The organism is Alteromonas sp. LOR, from assembly GCF_000753865.1.
GTDB lineage: Bacteria > Pseudomonadota > Gammaproteobacteria > Enterobacterales > Alteromonadaceae > Alteromonas.
The window spans coordinates 132,145-148,322 of sequence record NZ_JQFW01000056.1; the positions used below are offsets into that span (position 1 = coordinate 132,145).

The 16,178-nt window shown below is 43.9% G+C and carries 12 protein-coding genes; 7 read left to right on the forward strand and 5 right to left on the reverse strand.

Going from position 1 to position 16,178, the window contains the following annotated elements; genetic code table 11:
* Positions 1–458: 458 nt before the first annotated feature.
* The 5 genes from JV36_RS0116055 (at position 459) to JV36_RS0116075 (ending at position 5,049) form a co-directional block, all read left to right on the forward strand.
* Positions 459–1,154, forward strand: coding sequence for an AAA family ATPase (locus JV36_RS0116055; RefSeq protein WP_032097450.1), 696 nt, complete (start codon positions 459–461; stop codon positions 1,152–1,154).
* The gene (locus JV36_RS0116060) at positions 1,114–1,482 is read left to right on the forward strand and encodes a hypothetical protein (RefSeq protein WP_032097449.1); all 369 of its coding nucleotides are present in this window, start codon (positions 1,114–1,116) and stop codon (positions 1,480–1,482) included. Before JV36_RS0116055 ends, JV36_RS0116060 begins: the two co-directional genes overlap by 41 nt.
* Before the next feature lie 442 nt (positions 1,483–1,924).
* Positions 1,925–4,063, forward strand: a complete 2,139-nt coding sequence (locus JV36_RS0116065; protein ID WP_032097448.1) for a diguanylate cyclase — start codon at positions 1,925–1,927, stop codon at positions 4,061–4,063.
* 4 nt (positions 4,064–4,067) lie between these two features.
* Positions 4,068–4,370 carry a hypothetical protein gene (locus JV36_RS0116070; protein ID WP_032097447.1) on the forward strand — a complete coding sequence of 101 codons (303 nt, stop codon included), beginning with the start codon at positions 4,068–4,070 and terminating at the stop codon, positions 4,368–4,370.
* A gap of 220 nt (positions 4,371–4,590) precedes the next feature.
* Positions 4,591–5,049 (forward strand): hypothetical protein, encoded by a 459-nt coding sequence (locus JV36_RS0116075; RefSeq protein ID WP_032097446.1) that lies wholly within the window; start codon positions 4,591–4,593, stop codon positions 5,047–5,049.
* Between the two features lie 213 nt (positions 5,050–5,262).
* Here JV36_RS0116075 and prsR read toward each other — a convergent pair whose 3' ends face one another.
* The 4 genes from prsR to JV36_RS0116095 form a co-directional block, all read right to left on the reverse strand.
* Positions 5,263–6,624, reverse strand: coding sequence for a PEP-CTERM-box response regulator transcription factor (gene prsR, locus JV36_RS0116080; RefSeq protein ID WP_032097445.1), 1,362 nt, complete (start codon positions 6,622–6,624; stop codon positions 5,263–5,265).
* A gap of 110 nt (positions 6,625–6,734) precedes the next feature.
* The gene (gene prsK, locus JV36_RS0116085) at positions 6,735–8,771 is read right to left on the reverse strand and encodes an XrtA/PEP-CTERM system histidine kinase PrsK (RefSeq protein ID WP_032097444.1); all 2,037 of its coding nucleotides are present in this window, start codon (positions 8,769–8,771) and stop codon (positions 6,735–6,737) included.
* 242 nt (positions 8,772–9,013) lie between these two features.
* Entirely contained in the window at positions 9,014–10,138 is a 1,125-nt protein-coding gene (locus JV36_RS0116090) for a beta-ketoacyl-ACP synthase III (protein ID WP_032097443.1), read from the reverse strand.
* A 406-nt stretch (positions 10,139–10,544) separates the two neighbouring features.
* The gene (locus JV36_RS0116095) at positions 10,545–12,347 is read right to left on the reverse strand and encodes a choice-of-anchor I family protein (RefSeq protein ID WP_032097442.1); all 1,803 of its coding nucleotides are present in this window, start codon (positions 12,345–12,347) and stop codon (positions 10,545–10,547) included.
* A 421-nt stretch (positions 12,348–12,768) separates the two neighbouring features.
* Between JV36_RS0116095 and JV36_RS0116100 the strand changes: the two genes are divergently transcribed.
* Complete coding sequence (locus JV36_RS0116100) at positions 12,769–13,569, forward strand: M48 family metallopeptidase (protein WP_032097441.1); 801 nt, start codon at positions 12,769–12,771, stop codon at positions 13,567–13,569.
* A 67-nt stretch (positions 13,570–13,636) separates the two neighbouring features.
* On the opposite strand, the gene JV36_RS0116105 is transcribed toward JV36_RS0116100, so the two are convergent.
* Positions 13,637–14,479 (reverse strand): mechanosensitive ion channel family protein, encoded by an 843-nt coding sequence (locus JV36_RS0116105; protein ID WP_032097440.1) that lies wholly within the window; start codon positions 14,477–14,479, stop codon positions 13,637–13,639.
* A gap of 951 nt (positions 14,480–15,430) precedes the next feature.
* Between JV36_RS0116105 and JV36_RS0116115 the strand changes: the two genes are divergently transcribed.
* The gene (locus JV36_RS0116115; RefSeq protein WP_032097583.1) at positions 15,431–16,159 is read left to right on the forward strand and encodes a 16S rRNA (uracil(1498)-N(3))-methyltransferase; all 729 of its coding nucleotides are present in this window, start codon (positions 15,431–15,433) and stop codon (positions 16,157–16,159) included.
* The last annotated feature ends 19 nt before the right edge of the window (positions 16,160–16,178 follow it).

Sequence of the window (16,178 nt, forward strand, 5' to 3'; positions counted from 1 at the left end):
TAAAGTTACTGTTATTAGTGGCGGCTTATCTTTGCTGTATATATTTTTGCTGCATGCATGTTGTTCACTCTACGTGCGTGCAGCACACTCTCGGCACATATTGTTTGTGCGCAGACTCGCGACGCATATTAAAGGTGCAATGATTCTGCATCTCAAGCAAACAACAAATAAAAACACATTGTGACAAGACTAGTTTGTGTTAGATCACAAATCAATAGATGCCCTTTATAAACTGCGCCATGCTTTATAAACAGCATCGGGGAGCGATTATGCCATAACAACAGTCACTTAATCATTATTAGGTATTTAACTACATTCGTTAATATCGTTTTTGATGCTGAAGATTCACCTAAGTGTTTCTATGCTTTGTGTCATAGGTTACCGACGCCGCACATTCAAAGCGTGACTCATGTTGGTAGCACAACGATTTATTAAAGGTTTACTTGAGGGTTTGTACCATGATTATTCTAGTCGGTGGTGAAAAAGGCGGAAGCGGTAAAAGTTGCTTAGCCCAGAACATAGCAGTGTATTTGCGTACCGAAAAAGGAGCAAATGTGCTAATGGTCGATTGCGACCCTCAACGAACCACATCGGATTGGATCCAAGAGAGAAAAGCCAACCCCAGACTTGCTGAAATAAATTGCGTTCAGTTATACGGAAAAATACGTAACGAACTTTTGAATCTTCGTCAGTATTACGATTACGTCGTAATAGACTGCGGTGGGCAAGACAACCTTGCACTTCGCTCTTCTATGGCAGTGGCCGACCATATTCTTATTCCGCTTCGCCCAAAACGCAGAGACTTAAAAACCGTTCCCCACATGGAAGATATACTGTCAACGTGTAAGATGGTAAATCCAAAGATGAATGCTGCATTTGTTGTAACGCAGTGCCCTTCCCTTCCTAGCCTTGCAGGACGAATTCTAGAAGCAAAAGAAGTGTGCCGTTCTTTTGGTATTCCGGTGCTTAACGCAGTTACCTTCAGCCGCAATATGTATGATGATTCAGAAGAATCAGGACAGTCAGTCATAGAGAGCGAGCCAGAAGGTAAAGCGTCGCACGAAATAAGAACCTTGTTTGAAGAGCTATTAGCGGGAAAAGTGGAGGATTCGCATGAGTTTACTCAGCCTCAAAAAGTCGAAGCCGTCAGCTAAAGCCACGCTTCACTCTGTCGATTCGTTTATTGACGATGCAATATCTTACGCAGCGGGTAAGGGGTTACAACAAGAAACGCCATTGGAAACGCTGGCAGACTCGAACCAAAAACCAAAAGACACTCGAGCAAAACCGTGTCTGAAAGCGGTTAAGTGTAATGCCACTCAGAAACAGCAAAAAGGCATGCGCCATGCAACCTTCACCCTTTCACCCGAGTGTATTACGCAGCTTTCACTGCTATCGCAAGATAGCGGTATGGCGAAATCAGCAATAATAAGAGAATGGATATCAGCTGAATTTGCCAAGCGTCAATTTAGAAAGCGCTAATTTTTAAAGCTCTAATTTATAGAGCTTTAATTTAGAAAGCCCTTATATATAAATCTCATTTTACAGATAACCGCGGTACAGAAGAGCGCGGCACGGATGGCGTTGCGAAAAAGAAATGAGCGTGGCTCAACACGTTTCATAAAGAAATAAAGATCATAAAACACTGAGCTTTATTTAGGCTCAGTTCGTTTAATCATTTATACTAAAGTATAACTGCCATCCTAGACGTTATTGAAAAACCGTTTATCGTTTATGCACGATGGGAGTATATAGATGGCAGTATATCGATGCCATCATGGCGGCTCTCGCTACCTAGCGCTCAGAGAACAAGGAGCACTCAAAAAAAGAGCCTATAAAGCGACACCTAAAACGCTATATCTAAAAAGCTATCAGCTAAAGAGTTATTATTAAAAATCTTATCACGCAACTCAGGAGGAAGAACGTGATTTACAGCTTCAAGCTTATTCGCTCGCTTGTTCTTTCTCTTTTATTAAGCAGTATCTTCGTAACACCATCGTTTGCTCAAAATAATGAAAAAAGCGAAATAAATGAACTCAACGTTATCAGTGGACTTTTAGAAGCAAAAAGATACGCAGATGCTGACAGACAAGCGCTTCTTTTTATAGAAAGAGCGCTTCAAAAAGATAATGCACCGTCAGACTACCTCCCCTTGGGAACGCTGCTTCAAGCCTACTCACGATTCAAAGCTTCCAAAGCAGTACTAAACGCAGCCCTTGAAAGGTATACACGTGAGGGTAAGTTACTCAACGTAGCTCGTTCACTTCTGCACCTAGCCAGCGCTGAACGGCACTTATCAAATTACGCATCTGCAGAAGAATATTTACGTCGTTCTCTATCGATTGCCGAAATGAGAAATGACAGACAGCTTAAAGCAAAAGTGCATTTAGAGTTGGGCGTCGTATATAAAGAGCAAGATAAATTAGAGCTCGCTTTGGAGCCTTTGAAGCTCGCATTGGCTGTGTTTCGCGACAACGACAACGTAACTTATTCAAGTCTTTGCTTGTCTCATATCGGGGATATTTACGGCTTACTTGGCCACACTACCCTCGCCTTTACGTATTATGACGATGCGTACTCTGCTGTTTCTAACTTAAGCGCAAATGTAGAAAATAAACGCTTATTAGGAATGATAAAAAGCAAAATGGGAAGTCTCCAGCTCAAAGACAACGAAAAAGAAGAAGCACTGCAATCAATTACTGATGGGCTTGATCTTCTTTTATCGACCAATGATGTTGGCGCCATTTTCGAGGCAAAGATGTTAATGGGCAAAGCGCTGTTAGAAACCGGAGACACAGCCAAAGGCACTACTTTGTTGCAAGAGGCAATGAGTTTTGCCTTAGAGTCAGGGCAAATTGGTTTAGTCAATGATGTGCGCTTAGCGCTTGCTCAGGGCTATATGCGGGAACAAAAGTTTGACCTAGCGCTCGTCTATGCGCGCGCCGGAACCGTTGACGCTCGAAAACATGGGAACTTGCGAGACCAATTGCGCTTTTTAGCTATTCAGCTAAGCGCCAATGTTAGCCTTGGCGATTTCGAGAAAGCATTAGACATACAGTCGGTAGTTCAAGAACTTCGCGAGGCGCTTCTTAATTCCGAAACCCAGAATGCTGTAAAAGGGCTTCAAGCGGAAATTGAGCTTGTTAGGCAATCGGGAGAGCTTGAAAAATTAGAAGAGTCCAAACAGCTTGTTATTGCAAAAGCGGAGCGGGAGAAGCTAAAAAACACTCTCTTTTGGAGTGCGTCTGTCGCGGTATTACTTATGCTCTTTCTAATGTGGAGCAGGTTTAAGCAGCGCCAACAAACCATTATTTTACGCCGTGAAGTTAGGCAGCAAACTGAAACCTTACAAGAGAAGAATAGTGAATTAGAGCAAGCCTACAAAACCTTAGAGCATGTCAGCTTACGCGACCCACTCACTGGGTTATACAACCGACATTACTTGGAATCTCAACTACCTTCAGAGATTAAACGCAGTCAGGTTGAAATTGACAATATATCTACGCCGTTAAAGAAGCGGGATCTTCTGTGTTTACTCATTGATATAGACCACTTTAAAAGTATTAATGATGATTATGGACATTTAGCAGGCGATAAGGTGCTCGAAGGTTTCTCATCTGTACTTAAAGAGGTGTTTAGGCACACCGATTTGATTATTCGCTGGGGCGGGGAAGAATTTCTTGTGGTTTGCCGTCATTCCTCGCGAGAGGAGCTTCCTGAATTAGCAGAACGTTGCCGGGCAACGGTGGCAAGCAGTGTATTTAATATCGGCGATGACAAAACGGTTAAAGTTACCTGCAGCATTGGATTTTCACTGCTTCCACCTAACGAAATTTCACATTTTGATAAGGCGTGGCAACGAACGTTTGCGGTCGTTGATTATGCCCTGTATGCCGCTAAACTTTCTGGCAGAAATGGGTGGATAGGGCTAATTGAAACCTATCACACGACAGATGCCAATCGAACGCCCTTAGACTGTAAGTTCGATTTTCCAAGTTCAAGAATAGCAACATCATTTAACAATATCGCTAGTATTCAATGGCCTGAAGAAGTAACGAGGTAGCAGTATGTATAGGGGAAATTGCAAATGCCAAGCTGTGCATTTTGAATTAGCCGATGGCAACCATCTAGAAGCCCATTCTTCAACGTCTCTGCTAACAGATGACAGTAAAATGTTACTTGAAGCTGATAGACAGCATGTCATTGTAGATTGCGCACCATCAAGTGTCGCAAGACTCCATGCTTCAAGCGGCGAAACACATCATGTGTGTAATATATGTGGGTCGCTGTTGTTTGTGGAAGTAAAGCCAAATACTTTCCAGCTTGAAGTCGTGTTTGCAGGGCATAGTAAACCGATTGGTTTCGCCTAAGTTGGCGGCTCAATTCAGTACATTACGGTATTGACCCATTGCGGTTTCTTCTTTGTGGGCGCTAATTCTCGCTATACAAATACTTCTCACACTTTGCTTTAGAATTAGGCTAGACTCGTGAAGTTAAGCGTAAGCTGAGGTGTGGTAGAGTCATTACCTGTTCTACGCTTATCAACTTGTGACACCAGCACTCAAATTATCCGGCAAAAGGAGTTTTACCATGAAAACAAAAACAATTGCGCTAGCACTACTACTTACCACTCTTGGCGTAGCAGGCTGCTCTGATCAGAAAGAAGAGCCGAAAGAAGAAGTAATGGCTGAAATGGAAAAGGCAGGCGAAGCAACTGCTGATACCTATGAAGATGCAAAAGAGAAAGCAGCAGATTCATGGGATGAGACCAAAGATGCAACATCTGATGCCTACGAAGAAGGTAAAGACATGGCGTCTGACGCGTATGAAGACGGCAAAGATATGGCCTCTGATGCATACGAAGACGGCAAAGATATGGCCTCTGATGCATACGAAGACGGCAAAGAAATGGGCTCTGATATGATGGACAAAGGCGCTGAAAAATCTGAAGAGCTGAAAGATGCGGCATCAGAAAAAATGCGCGAAGCGTGTATCAAAATGAAGAAAAAAATGGGTGGCGACGTTAGCGAATGCGACACGCAAGACTAATTTAGTCAATGCGATACGCAAGACTAATTTAGTCAATGCGATACGCAAGGCTAATTCAACGAATACGAATTTCCTAGCTACTTAGCAAGTTACCCTGTGAAGTGTTGGTTGGCGTAAGCCACCCAACACTTTATTTTGTAGAAACTATTCAACAGGTCTCGTTCTTTACTGGCGCAAATGCAAAAACTCGGTTGACTAGCTCGATTATCTGGCTCAGTCGCTACTTTTAATATCTTCCATGTGATATTTATCGATAAGCGAATAAAGCGTTGGTCTTGTAACCCCGAGTAACTCCGCAGTTTTAGACATGTTCTTTTCAGCTTTTTGATAAGCGTTTCGAATTGCCTTACTTTCCGCTATTTCTCGCACTTCCCTCAAATTTAATGTGGTGGGCTCGTCAACACCATCTGCAGGTAACAACCCTAAATCATCGGGCTGTATCACCGTTCCCTCAGCCATAATTACCGCTGATTTGAGTTTATTCTGCATTTCCCGAATATTGCCAGGCCATTTGTGAGCTAGCAGTGCGTTAACAGCAGACTCGGAAAAGCTTTTTGCTTTCGCTTTAAACTCTTCGCGATAAATATTGAGAAACGTTCGTGCGAGTAAAATGACATCCTGATCCCTGTCTCGCAGTGGTGGGATCATAATAGGCATTTCCCCTACCCTGTAATATAAATCTTCTCTGAATGTTTCGTTCGCCACCATAGCCTGCAAATCTCTGTGGGTTGCACAGATAACTCGAATATCGACGGGTATCTCACTTCTTCCACCTACACGTTCGATAATGCGCTCTTGAAGAAAACGCAGCATTTTAGCCTGTAGTCCAATCGGCATATCGCCAATTTCATCAAGAAAAAGAGTCCCGCCCTGGGCGGTTTCGATTTTACCGAGCGTGGTTTTGTTAGCTCCGGTAAATGCCCCTTTTTCATAACCAAACAGCTCACTTTCAAGTAAGTTTTCCGGTATGGATGCGCAGTTAATAGCCACAAACGGCTTATCTTTACGCGGACTATGTTCGTGAATACTGCGGGCAAACACCTCTTTACCCGTACCACTTTCCCCAAGAAGCAACGTGCTAATATCAGTATTTGCTATTTTTTCTGCGCGTCTTACCACCGTTTGAATGGCTTCGCTATTTCCTACAATTCGAGACATCCCGGTACGAGTGCGGGCTAAAATAGCGTTCTCGTGTTCCAATTTTGCTAAGTTTAAAGCGCGGTTTACCAACAGCTTTATCGTATCTGAATCGATAGGTTTTTGATAAAAGTCATAGGCACCAAAGTCGATGGCCTTTAGCGCATTTTGTTTATCGCTGTTGCCCGTTACCACGATTACCTTTGTACGAGGCGCGAGAGAAATTATATCGTGAAGTATACGCAGCCCTTCTGAGGCGTTTGCTGGGTCTGGAGGGAGTCCTAAGTCAAGAGTAACAACTTTGGGCTCATGACGTCGCAACTGGGCAATTGCCGAGGTGTGATCATCGGCAAACACAACGTTGTAGTCGGTTAAACTCCACTTGAGCTGCTTTTGGATACCGAGGTCATCATCAACTACCAGTATGGTATCTGTCATCTTGTCATCCTATTCTTCTACTTCATCATACGCCGCGAACAATCCACTGCGCTCGTATTTGATTGCGTGCTTACTGCGCCTAAGCGCTATTTTGCGAAAGGTATCATCGCCTACTCTATGGGAAAATGCAGAGTAAAACAGCTTCCTTTTCCCACTTCACTTTGTACGGTAAGTTTGCCGCCAATAGACTCTAGGTAGGTTTTTGCATCGTAAGCGCCAATGCCCATACCTGCATTTCCTTTTGTTGTATCAAAGGGTTTGAAAAGGCGCTCTTCAATAAAGGCTTTTTCCATGCCGGTACCCGTATCTTCAATCATGATCATTTGCGTGCGCTCTGCGCCATCAACCGTCAATACCACATCAACCTCACCATCATCTGCGGTAGCCTGCTGAGCATTGCTGATTAAGTGATAAAGTACATTGGCCACTTTCTCTTTGTCCACAATAACAGATTCTTCTTTCATCAAGTGGACTTTTGGTATCGGAGAAATTGAACTGCAGCGCTGCGTTACCACCTCATCGGCTATTCGCGACAGATACTGATCATCATTCACACTCTCTTCAATGACCTTTTTATCGGTTAATTGTTTCAGCATTTTTTCCATACGCGCTTTTGTGTGCTCAAGCGTCTCAAACGTATCTTCAATGAACTCGGGATTATGTTTGTGCTGCTGCGCATTAGCAAGAATGAGGTCTACCTGAGCAAGTACGTTTTTCAAATCGTGCAGCACAAATGCGGACATTCGATTGAAAGCGGCAAATTGTGCATTCTCAGCGACGACTTGAGCTGCTTCATGATGTTGTATAAAGGTACCGACTTGTTCTGATACTGCGTTGAGGTAATCTTTAACTTCCCAATTCAAAGCGACTTTTTCTTTATCACCCGCGGCTAACACGGCAAAGCCCCATACTTGGGCATCTTGCATGAAGGGGATGAATAGTTGGTAATCCCACTGTTTTAACACTTCCCTATCAAGCTTTAACCCTTCATAGTCAAAGGGCTTTACCAAATAAGCATCCGTATCGATTACCCACCCTTTTTCACCACTATATTCAATTAGTTGCGTAAGCATAGCGTGCTGCTTTTCATTCAGGCTTGTATCGCCAGACGGAGAGGCAGCGGCGACGCAATCGAGGCCGCTTTTTGATACTTTGAACAACAAGCCTGAGTCGTATTGAATGGCATTTAATAGACCGGTTAACCCCGAATGATAAACGTCTGCCGTGCTATCCCCTGAGCGGGTTAACCATTTAGTAAGCTTTACCCACTCCACTCGATAATCGTATTGATTAGCAAAAAAGTGCTTGGTGATGAAAATTTTGATTTTTGTTCGAAATGCATTTGATAAAAAGACAGTGGCTAACAAGGCGAAAGACATGACCACCAAAATAATTTGTACTGTGGCGCCCCAGCTCCCCCCTACGAAGTTAATCGCATAGCCAACAACGGCCATGACAAATAAATAGCCACCAGCCACAAGTAACAGGGAGCTATGCAGAACCACATCTCGGGAAATAAAAATGTCGATACCCCAGTGATGGATACGACGAATAGAGATAACGAGGAGCGGCATGAGAAGGAAATAGATATAACCGCGCGCTGCGATGTACCCGACCTCGACCTGGTTCACCATGGTAGCATTCGCATAGGTGACAAATTCAAATACATTTGCCGCGCCAAGGTAAATGATGAGGGGTTTAAACGCCCACTGCTCCCGCCCAGCCTGGCGATAAACAACCTCGAGTAGCACCAACACTTCCAGCGACAACACAATGAGCGTTAAAAAGCTCCACGTAGGGTCAATAGCAAACAGATAGGGAGCAACAAGTGCGACAATGGCAGGCGCTATGATCATTAATGTCGCAGGGCGACGAAGCACGTGATGAAGATTTTGAAAATTAGTTTGAATACAGCCAGCAAGGAAAAGAAGCCACGCCAGCTGTTTGACTATGTCGACAGTGAGTAACCAGTTTAGCGAAATAGGCCCAAACAACACCGTAATTAAACTTGTCGACCAAACGAATGTGGTGGCAGTAGCGAGCACAAGTAAATGCTTCGCTACACCTGGCTTCCTTACCGTTAGCAATAAAAGTAGCAGTGCTAAATGCGCTAGGCTATTTAGCCCATAACCTAAATCTGAAACCATCCCTTCGCTGTCATCCTAGTAAGTCTTATTATTTGGGTGCCGATAGGCTATTTCTCATAAGTGCTCTTTTAAAGCGCTGTTCTTGTAACCATTTTTAAGTACTTATGTTCACGTACTTATGTTTACGTACTTGGCTTGAAGCACTTATCTTAAAGCCCTTGGCCTAAGACAATTGACTTGAAGCGCTTATTTTCGAGTACTTGTCCTCGAGTATTTGGCTTCAAGTGCCTATCTTTAAATGCTTAGCGCTTTTTAACGACCAACGAGCCAATCGAGTAACCTGCACCAAATGAACATAGCACGCCCACATCGCCAGAAACTAGGTCTTGATGATGCAATCCAAACGCAATCACCGACCCTGCTGACGCTGTGTTAGCATACTCATCTAGCACAATTGGCGCTTCTTGTTGTGTGGCATCTCTGCCAAGCAGGCGCTTACAGATCAGTGTATTCATGTTGATATTCGCCTGATGGAGCCACCATCGTTTCACTTGCGCGGGCGTAATATTGTGTTTTTCTAAATGCGCTTCGATGTGTGAGGCCGCCATGGGGCAAACTTCTTTGAATACTTTGCGCCCTGACTGATGGAACAGCTTGTCTACACCGTAGGGTTCAACGTCTTCAGCTCTCGTTAAATAACCAAAATTCGAGCGTATATTGTTTGAAAACTTAGTGACCGCTTTTGTGCTCAGCACGTCATACACATGCTCGCTTTTTGCAGTATCAGCTAATTCCATAACGGTTGCTGTAGCGACGTCGCCAAAAATGAAATGGCTATCTCGGTCGGTATAATTTATTTGCGGCGATACTAGCTCAGGGTTTATCACCAACACTCGAGAAGCGTTGCCGGCACTTAACATTTCAAATGCTCGGTGCATCCCAAACGTTGCTGCTGAACATGCCACGAGCATGTCAAAACCAAAACCCTCTATGTTCAGTGCTTCTTGTACTTCAATGGCAATTGCGGGATATGCCCGTTGCGTATAAGCACACGAAACAATAACGGCATCTATCTCTTCTGCATTTACGTTCGCTGAATTAAGTGCCAAGCGCGCAGCTTCAACAGCGATTTCAGCCTGATGGGACAACGCGTTATCACTGCGAGGAGAAATTTTAGGCTTCATTCGCTCGATATCCAAAGCACCTTCTTTCTGATAGACATATCGGCTTTTAATACCTGATGCTTTTTCGATGAATTCAGCACTTGAATAAGGCATTGGCGCTACGTCGCCGCTTTCGATGTCCTGTTTATTCTTTTCGTTGAAGCTGTCTACATACGCATTGTAACTTGCTACCAATTCTTCGTTGGTGATGCTTTCTTCAGGGTGCCAGACACCCACGCCACTTATCACGACTTGCTGAGACATAGTTACTCTCTTCTAATTATACGCTTCTATTATTTGGTGAACCTAGATGGTAAATACAGGGGCACAAACCCTATTATCAAAGCAATCGCTTGCGCCTCTATTTACGGCTGAATCACCTACGCATCAATATTAAAGGCATTAATACACAGTCTGTGTATTTGAATTAGGCAAACCTTCGATATCTTTGCTCGCGGGCATCCTATAAAACGCCACTTCTTTTGCCATAGCTTACCTCAATCAAGTCGCTCTGTAACTATTCTCAACCATTGAGACGCTCTTGCATTACTACGTGAGTCCGCAGTGTATTTATGCAAAAGAGTGACTCGCTAACCCTTGAAACAAAAAAACCCGCTTTTGAGCGGGTTTTTGTCACTAATGCAACATACTAGGTTGTTGTCATATTTTATTACAGCTGGCTAATTTGCCATACCGAAACGGTACCACTTACTTCGTTACCGACAACCAGCAACGCTTCACCGCTTGGGCTGTCTTCTGCACTAACAAACACTAAACTCTCAGGCGCTAAGTCACCAATCACATCGTCAGAGGTTAGGCCTTCAGTCAAGTCACGGTTAATTACGTATTCGGTAAATTGCGCATCATACGGATTAGTCACATCATAAACGAAAATTCCGCCCATGCGCTCTAGACCGATAAAGGCGTACGTACGATCGCCAATTTGACCAACGGTAATAGCTTCCGGCTCAGGCCCTTTGTTTTCAGAGCGTGAATCGCCTTCGTTTACATCATTGTCGTTATTAAACTGTGCGCCGTGCACTGACGCCGTAATGCGCTCAAAATCATCACCTGAATCGAAAACCACTAAACCGTTTTGATCCCAGATTGTGAATGAACGTGCGCCGTAGGTAAATGCAGCGTCATACTCACCGTCGCTATCAGCATCACCCATGGCCGTTGTAACACGTAAATCATCAGCTTCACCACTGGATTGCAACATCGCTAATTCGGAGTTTGCTTCTGCAACTAAATCACCCACTTGTACTTCATCGGTGTAAGCTAAACAGCCGTCGTCTTCATCAAAAGAAACGCCACCTGCAGCGGTACATGCAGCATCATCAGCAGCATCAAAGAAGTATTCACGAGCATCACCCTCGTTAGCTGTCACAATAAAGGTAGCGTCTTTCCAAGTAAAAGTAGCAAGGCTATCAGGCTGATACACGCCATATAGACCAGTGTACTGACCAAAGCTTACTGAGCTGTCTTCTTGAATATCGATATTCAAATCAGCCCATGCTTTAGTACCTAACCCAACAACATCAACGGTTAACTCTTCTAAATCAAGTACCGCTAGGCCGTTATTTTCTTGCAAGCTGACGTACGCTACGTCATTAGTTGCTGCAATGTACTCAGGCTCTAGATCTTGCGCCACTGTCGTTGCAATGGCAGTCCCATTGATTGTGCGACCAGATGGGTTGGGGAACATCATGCCCTGTGCCATAAGCTCAGCTTGTGAGCCGTTGAATGCCGTGAACCCAACGGTGGTTCCCGTTTCTTCTGGTTCGCCACTGGCAAGTACATTAATAACTGATATTGAACCAACCGGGTCTACCGTGTAATCGTCTGAAGGCTCGCCTTCGTTTGCCACTAACACTTTGCCGCCATCGGGAGTGAACGTAACCATATCTGGTAGCGCGCCCACTTCTACCGAATCTAAAAATGCCGGCGTTGCGCTATCTAAACCGTTGTAGAAAAGCACATAGCCGTTGTCAGTTTTCACTGCTGCTGATACGGCAACAGCCATAAGGTCACCGCTAACCGCAATGCTATTAACACCGCCTAGGGCAACCCCATTAATGTCTGCTGGTAAATCAACAGTTGAAGGTGTCAGGTTAATTGTGTTTATCGGGTCGCCTAACGCCGCTGTAGTAACAGTGCCAGCGGGAATAACCGCTATAGTATTGGTTGAGGTGTTAGTCGCGTAAATCGTTTGGGTATCGGCGTGATATTGAACAATTTCCGCAGCGCCCTGATTACCTAAAAATGCACGACCAACAACATCTAAGGCAATACCAATTGAAGCATCAGTACCGTCAGAACCATCTGCGCCAGGTGTTCCCTGTTCACCCTGAGGCCCTTGAGCACCCGTTTCGCCTTGCTCACCATCGTCGCCGTCTAGGCCACAACCCGTTAACGATGCAGACACAAGAAGGGCGAGTAATCCGTACTTGAATTTATTACGCACTGCCATTTTTATTTCCTTTTTTATTAGTGTGTTATTCAGTGTTGAACTGTTGAAATAGGTATCGCTTCCTGCGCACTAGTACAATCAGCAGGCGTAGGTATCTGTTCAACATTATTCCAGTACAACAGAAATATCATGTAACTTCTATGTATAAATTAAAGCCAGTTTATGACACAAATATTAATTTGGCAAAGGCTTTACCAAGGGCTATCAACTACTTATTGAGCGATGGTATTTTTACCATTGCGCACCACGGGAACCACTAAATAATTTAGCCACTATTGATGCACCGAAAATAAAGGTATGCTTAGCGTCAGCCTAATGACCTTTGGTCTGCACGTTTCTGCGCTTTCTTAGGCCTTAAAAGTGCAAACCAAAGATCATCAGGCCCAAAGCCAAACGATGTTTAAGACACAAAGGACTCAAAATGAAATTGAAATTCACCTTATCAGCGGCGGTGGCCGCAGCGCTCGCACTATCAGCGTGCGCCACCTCCCCAACTGGCAGAAACCAAGTACTGCTTTTTTCTGACTCCCAGTTATCTGAAATGGGAGCACAAGCGTTTTCAGGCATGAAAGAAGAACTCAAAGTGTCGACTACGCGAGTGCAGAACACTTACGTGGAATGTATTGCCAATGCAATTACTGCACAGGTGCCCGCCTCCGTTTTTGACGGAAAATGGGAAGTGGTAGTTTTTGACGATGAGCAAGTCAATGCATTTGCTTTGCCTGGCGGTAAAATAGGGGTTTATACTGGCCTTCTTGGTGTCGCTGAAAACCAGCACCAGCTTGCAGCGGTAATAGGCCATGAAGTCGGTCACGTTATCGCTGAACACGGTAACGAGCGTATGTCTCAATCTACCTTAATCAATATGGGTACTCAGGCAGCAGGCCAGGTGCTTGCAGCGAATGAGGTACCTCAGTCGGGCCCTATTATGGCGGCCATTGGATTAGGTATGCAGGTTGGCGTTCAATTGCCTTTTAGCAGAACTCACGAATCAGAAGCCGATGAAATAGGTCTTCAGCTAATGGCAAAGTCTGGCTTTGACCCTCGTCAGTCTGTCAACCTTTGGCAGAACATGGAGGCAGCGAGTGGAGGAAATAGCCCAATGGAGTTTTTATCTACTCACCCGGCTCCGCAAACGCGTATTGCAGATTTAAGAGCAAATATGGGTCCAGCGCTTGCTGATTATCAAGCCACGAACAACCGCCCCAATTGTAAGCAGTAATTCAAAGTAATAGTAATAAAAAACGCCGCTTAAAAGCGGCGTTTTTGTTTATCTCGCTGGCGTAATCTTATTCGCCATCTGTTTTATGCAAATGCACATCCATTTGTGGAAACGGAATAGAGATGCCTTCTTGGTCGAAACGCAATTTAACCGCTTCAGTAAAGTCGAACTTAACGCCCCAGAAATCTGCTGCCTTAACCCATGGGCGAACCACAAAGTTCACACTGCTATCGGCAAGTTCAGATACTGCAACCGTTGGCGCTGGCTCTGCTAAAATTCGTTCATCAGCTGACACCATTTCTTGAAGTATTTGCTTCGCTTTCAATAAGTCAGCGTCGTAGCCAATACCTACAACCATATCTACACGACGAGTTTCCTTAGCCGAGTAATTGGTAATATTACCACTGTAGATATTACCGTTTGGTACAATAATTTCTTTATTGTCAGGCGTTGTCATTGTCGTTGTGAAAATGCCAATCTTTTTAATTGAGCCCGCAGTTCCACCCGCTTCAACGAAGTCACCCGCTTTAAATGGTTTGAATAAAAGAAGCATTACGCCCGCTGCGAAATTCTTGAGCGAGTCTTGTAATGACAAACCAATGGCTAGGCCAGCTGCACCTAAAATAGCAACAAGCGATGTGGTATCAACACCAAGTTGGTCTAGCGATGCCACAATAACGAAAAGCATTAATATGGCGCTAATGATTGCTTCTAAGAAATCAACGAGCATGTCGTCGTATTTAGATTTGGCCATTACGCGTCGGAAAACTGACAGCAACAGACCGACAACAATTTTACCAATCACATAAATTGCGATTGCCATGGCGATATTAATGCCCCATGGAATTGCGTAATCATTTATATACCTTTCAACGTCACTTGCAGAAAAGAGCGAGAGTTGTTCTTCCATAATTATTCCTTGTTGAGTTTATAGTTACTATGCAATTCACGATATCAGTAAAAACTAACATCACCAATAGTTAAAATAAGTTAATCTTCAAAACTAAGCTAAAGTCTAACGCTGACGCAGCCTATAGAGGGCATTCATTACCCAAAAGTAGTAAGTTTTATGGTTATACATTCACGATTTCTGTTATCATTACGAATGTCATTTTGATTTCATTTCGAACTTTATTTTGTGTTCACTCACCTGTCACATTTCTCACCTAAGCTCTAAGCATAGTTTTAGCTTACGTATTAATTTAAATACTTCATTTTAAATCTTCATATTGATCACATAGATAGTTTTTTAGACAGTATGAGAAGAAAAATACTGATGTTTTTTTAATCAAAAAAGTTTACACTAGGGCTTCACGGATGGTGCATTAGGCAATTGCATCGACTTTTAAATAAAAGTCGGTTCATTGCACTCCTAATGCAAAGACATTAAGTACGCTGTTGTATAAAAACCACAGCCACACTGATGCTTTAGTAGATTATTATAAAAAAGGATTATCGTATGTTGCTCTTAACCACGTTATTTACTGTCGTTGCTGGAATTTTTCTTTATTCTTTGCGATCAGACACCGGCAAACATACCAAGCACGCACGAGCTCAACGGGACATGAACCGTAATAAAAGCGAAAATACAGCGTCGACGCCTGCTCACTCTCTACAGTCGGGTTCCACGGATTCAGCTCGCGCTGCGTAACCGTCTCTATTTAACATTCACACGGTTTCTGTCACGCTTTCTCACTTTATTGAGTTGCTCATTGGCTTAACTCAATTGCGAATGTTTACAGTAAAGTAACTAAAGAAAGAACGTGTTTAAACGTGTTATCGCCGATTTCGCTGACGTCGGCGTTGCATGTCGCCCCCCTCCCCACGTATTATACGCAAAAACGACAACTGCAAATTTTTCATGCGTATACCTAGAGTTTATTACCCCGATCCTATCGCCTTAGAACAAGAATTTGAGCTTACCCAAGAAGCAGGACATCACGTTGCAACGGTTTTACGCCTGAAACCTAATCGACCGATTGTTTTGTTTAACGGCGATGGCAATGAGTACAGTGGAATAATCATCAGTGTTCAGCGGAAAAACGTTATCGTTGAGATTGATGCCTGCTTGTCTGTCTCTAATGAGTCACCTCTGCACCTGCATTTAGGTCAAGGCGTTTCTAAAGGTGACAGAATGGATATGGTGTTGCAAAAGAGCGTTGAATTGGGCGTCAGTGAAATTACCCCAATCATCACTGAGCGGTGTGCAGTGAAATTAGAGCCATCACGCTGGGAAAAAAAGCTGCAACAATGGCAAAAAATTATCCTAGGTGCCTGTGAGCAAAGCGGTCGAAACAGAGTGCCTACGCTTAATGAGCCAGTTTCTCTTGTTCAGTGGCTGTCTCAATCTACTTCTAGTTCTCGTATAGTCCTTGCACCGGGTGCGTCACAGCCTCTTGCTAAGCAACCCTACAATACGCAAGGCTACAGATTACTAGTGGGGCCGGAGGGCGGCCTTTCTGAGACAGAAATTCATCAGGCTAATGAAAATGGATACCTGTCGGTAAGCTTAGGTCCACGAATTTTAAGAACAGAAACTGCAGCCCTCACGTCGTTAAGCATACTGCAAGCTCAACATGGCGATTTCTGAGTAACCTGAATCCTCTTTA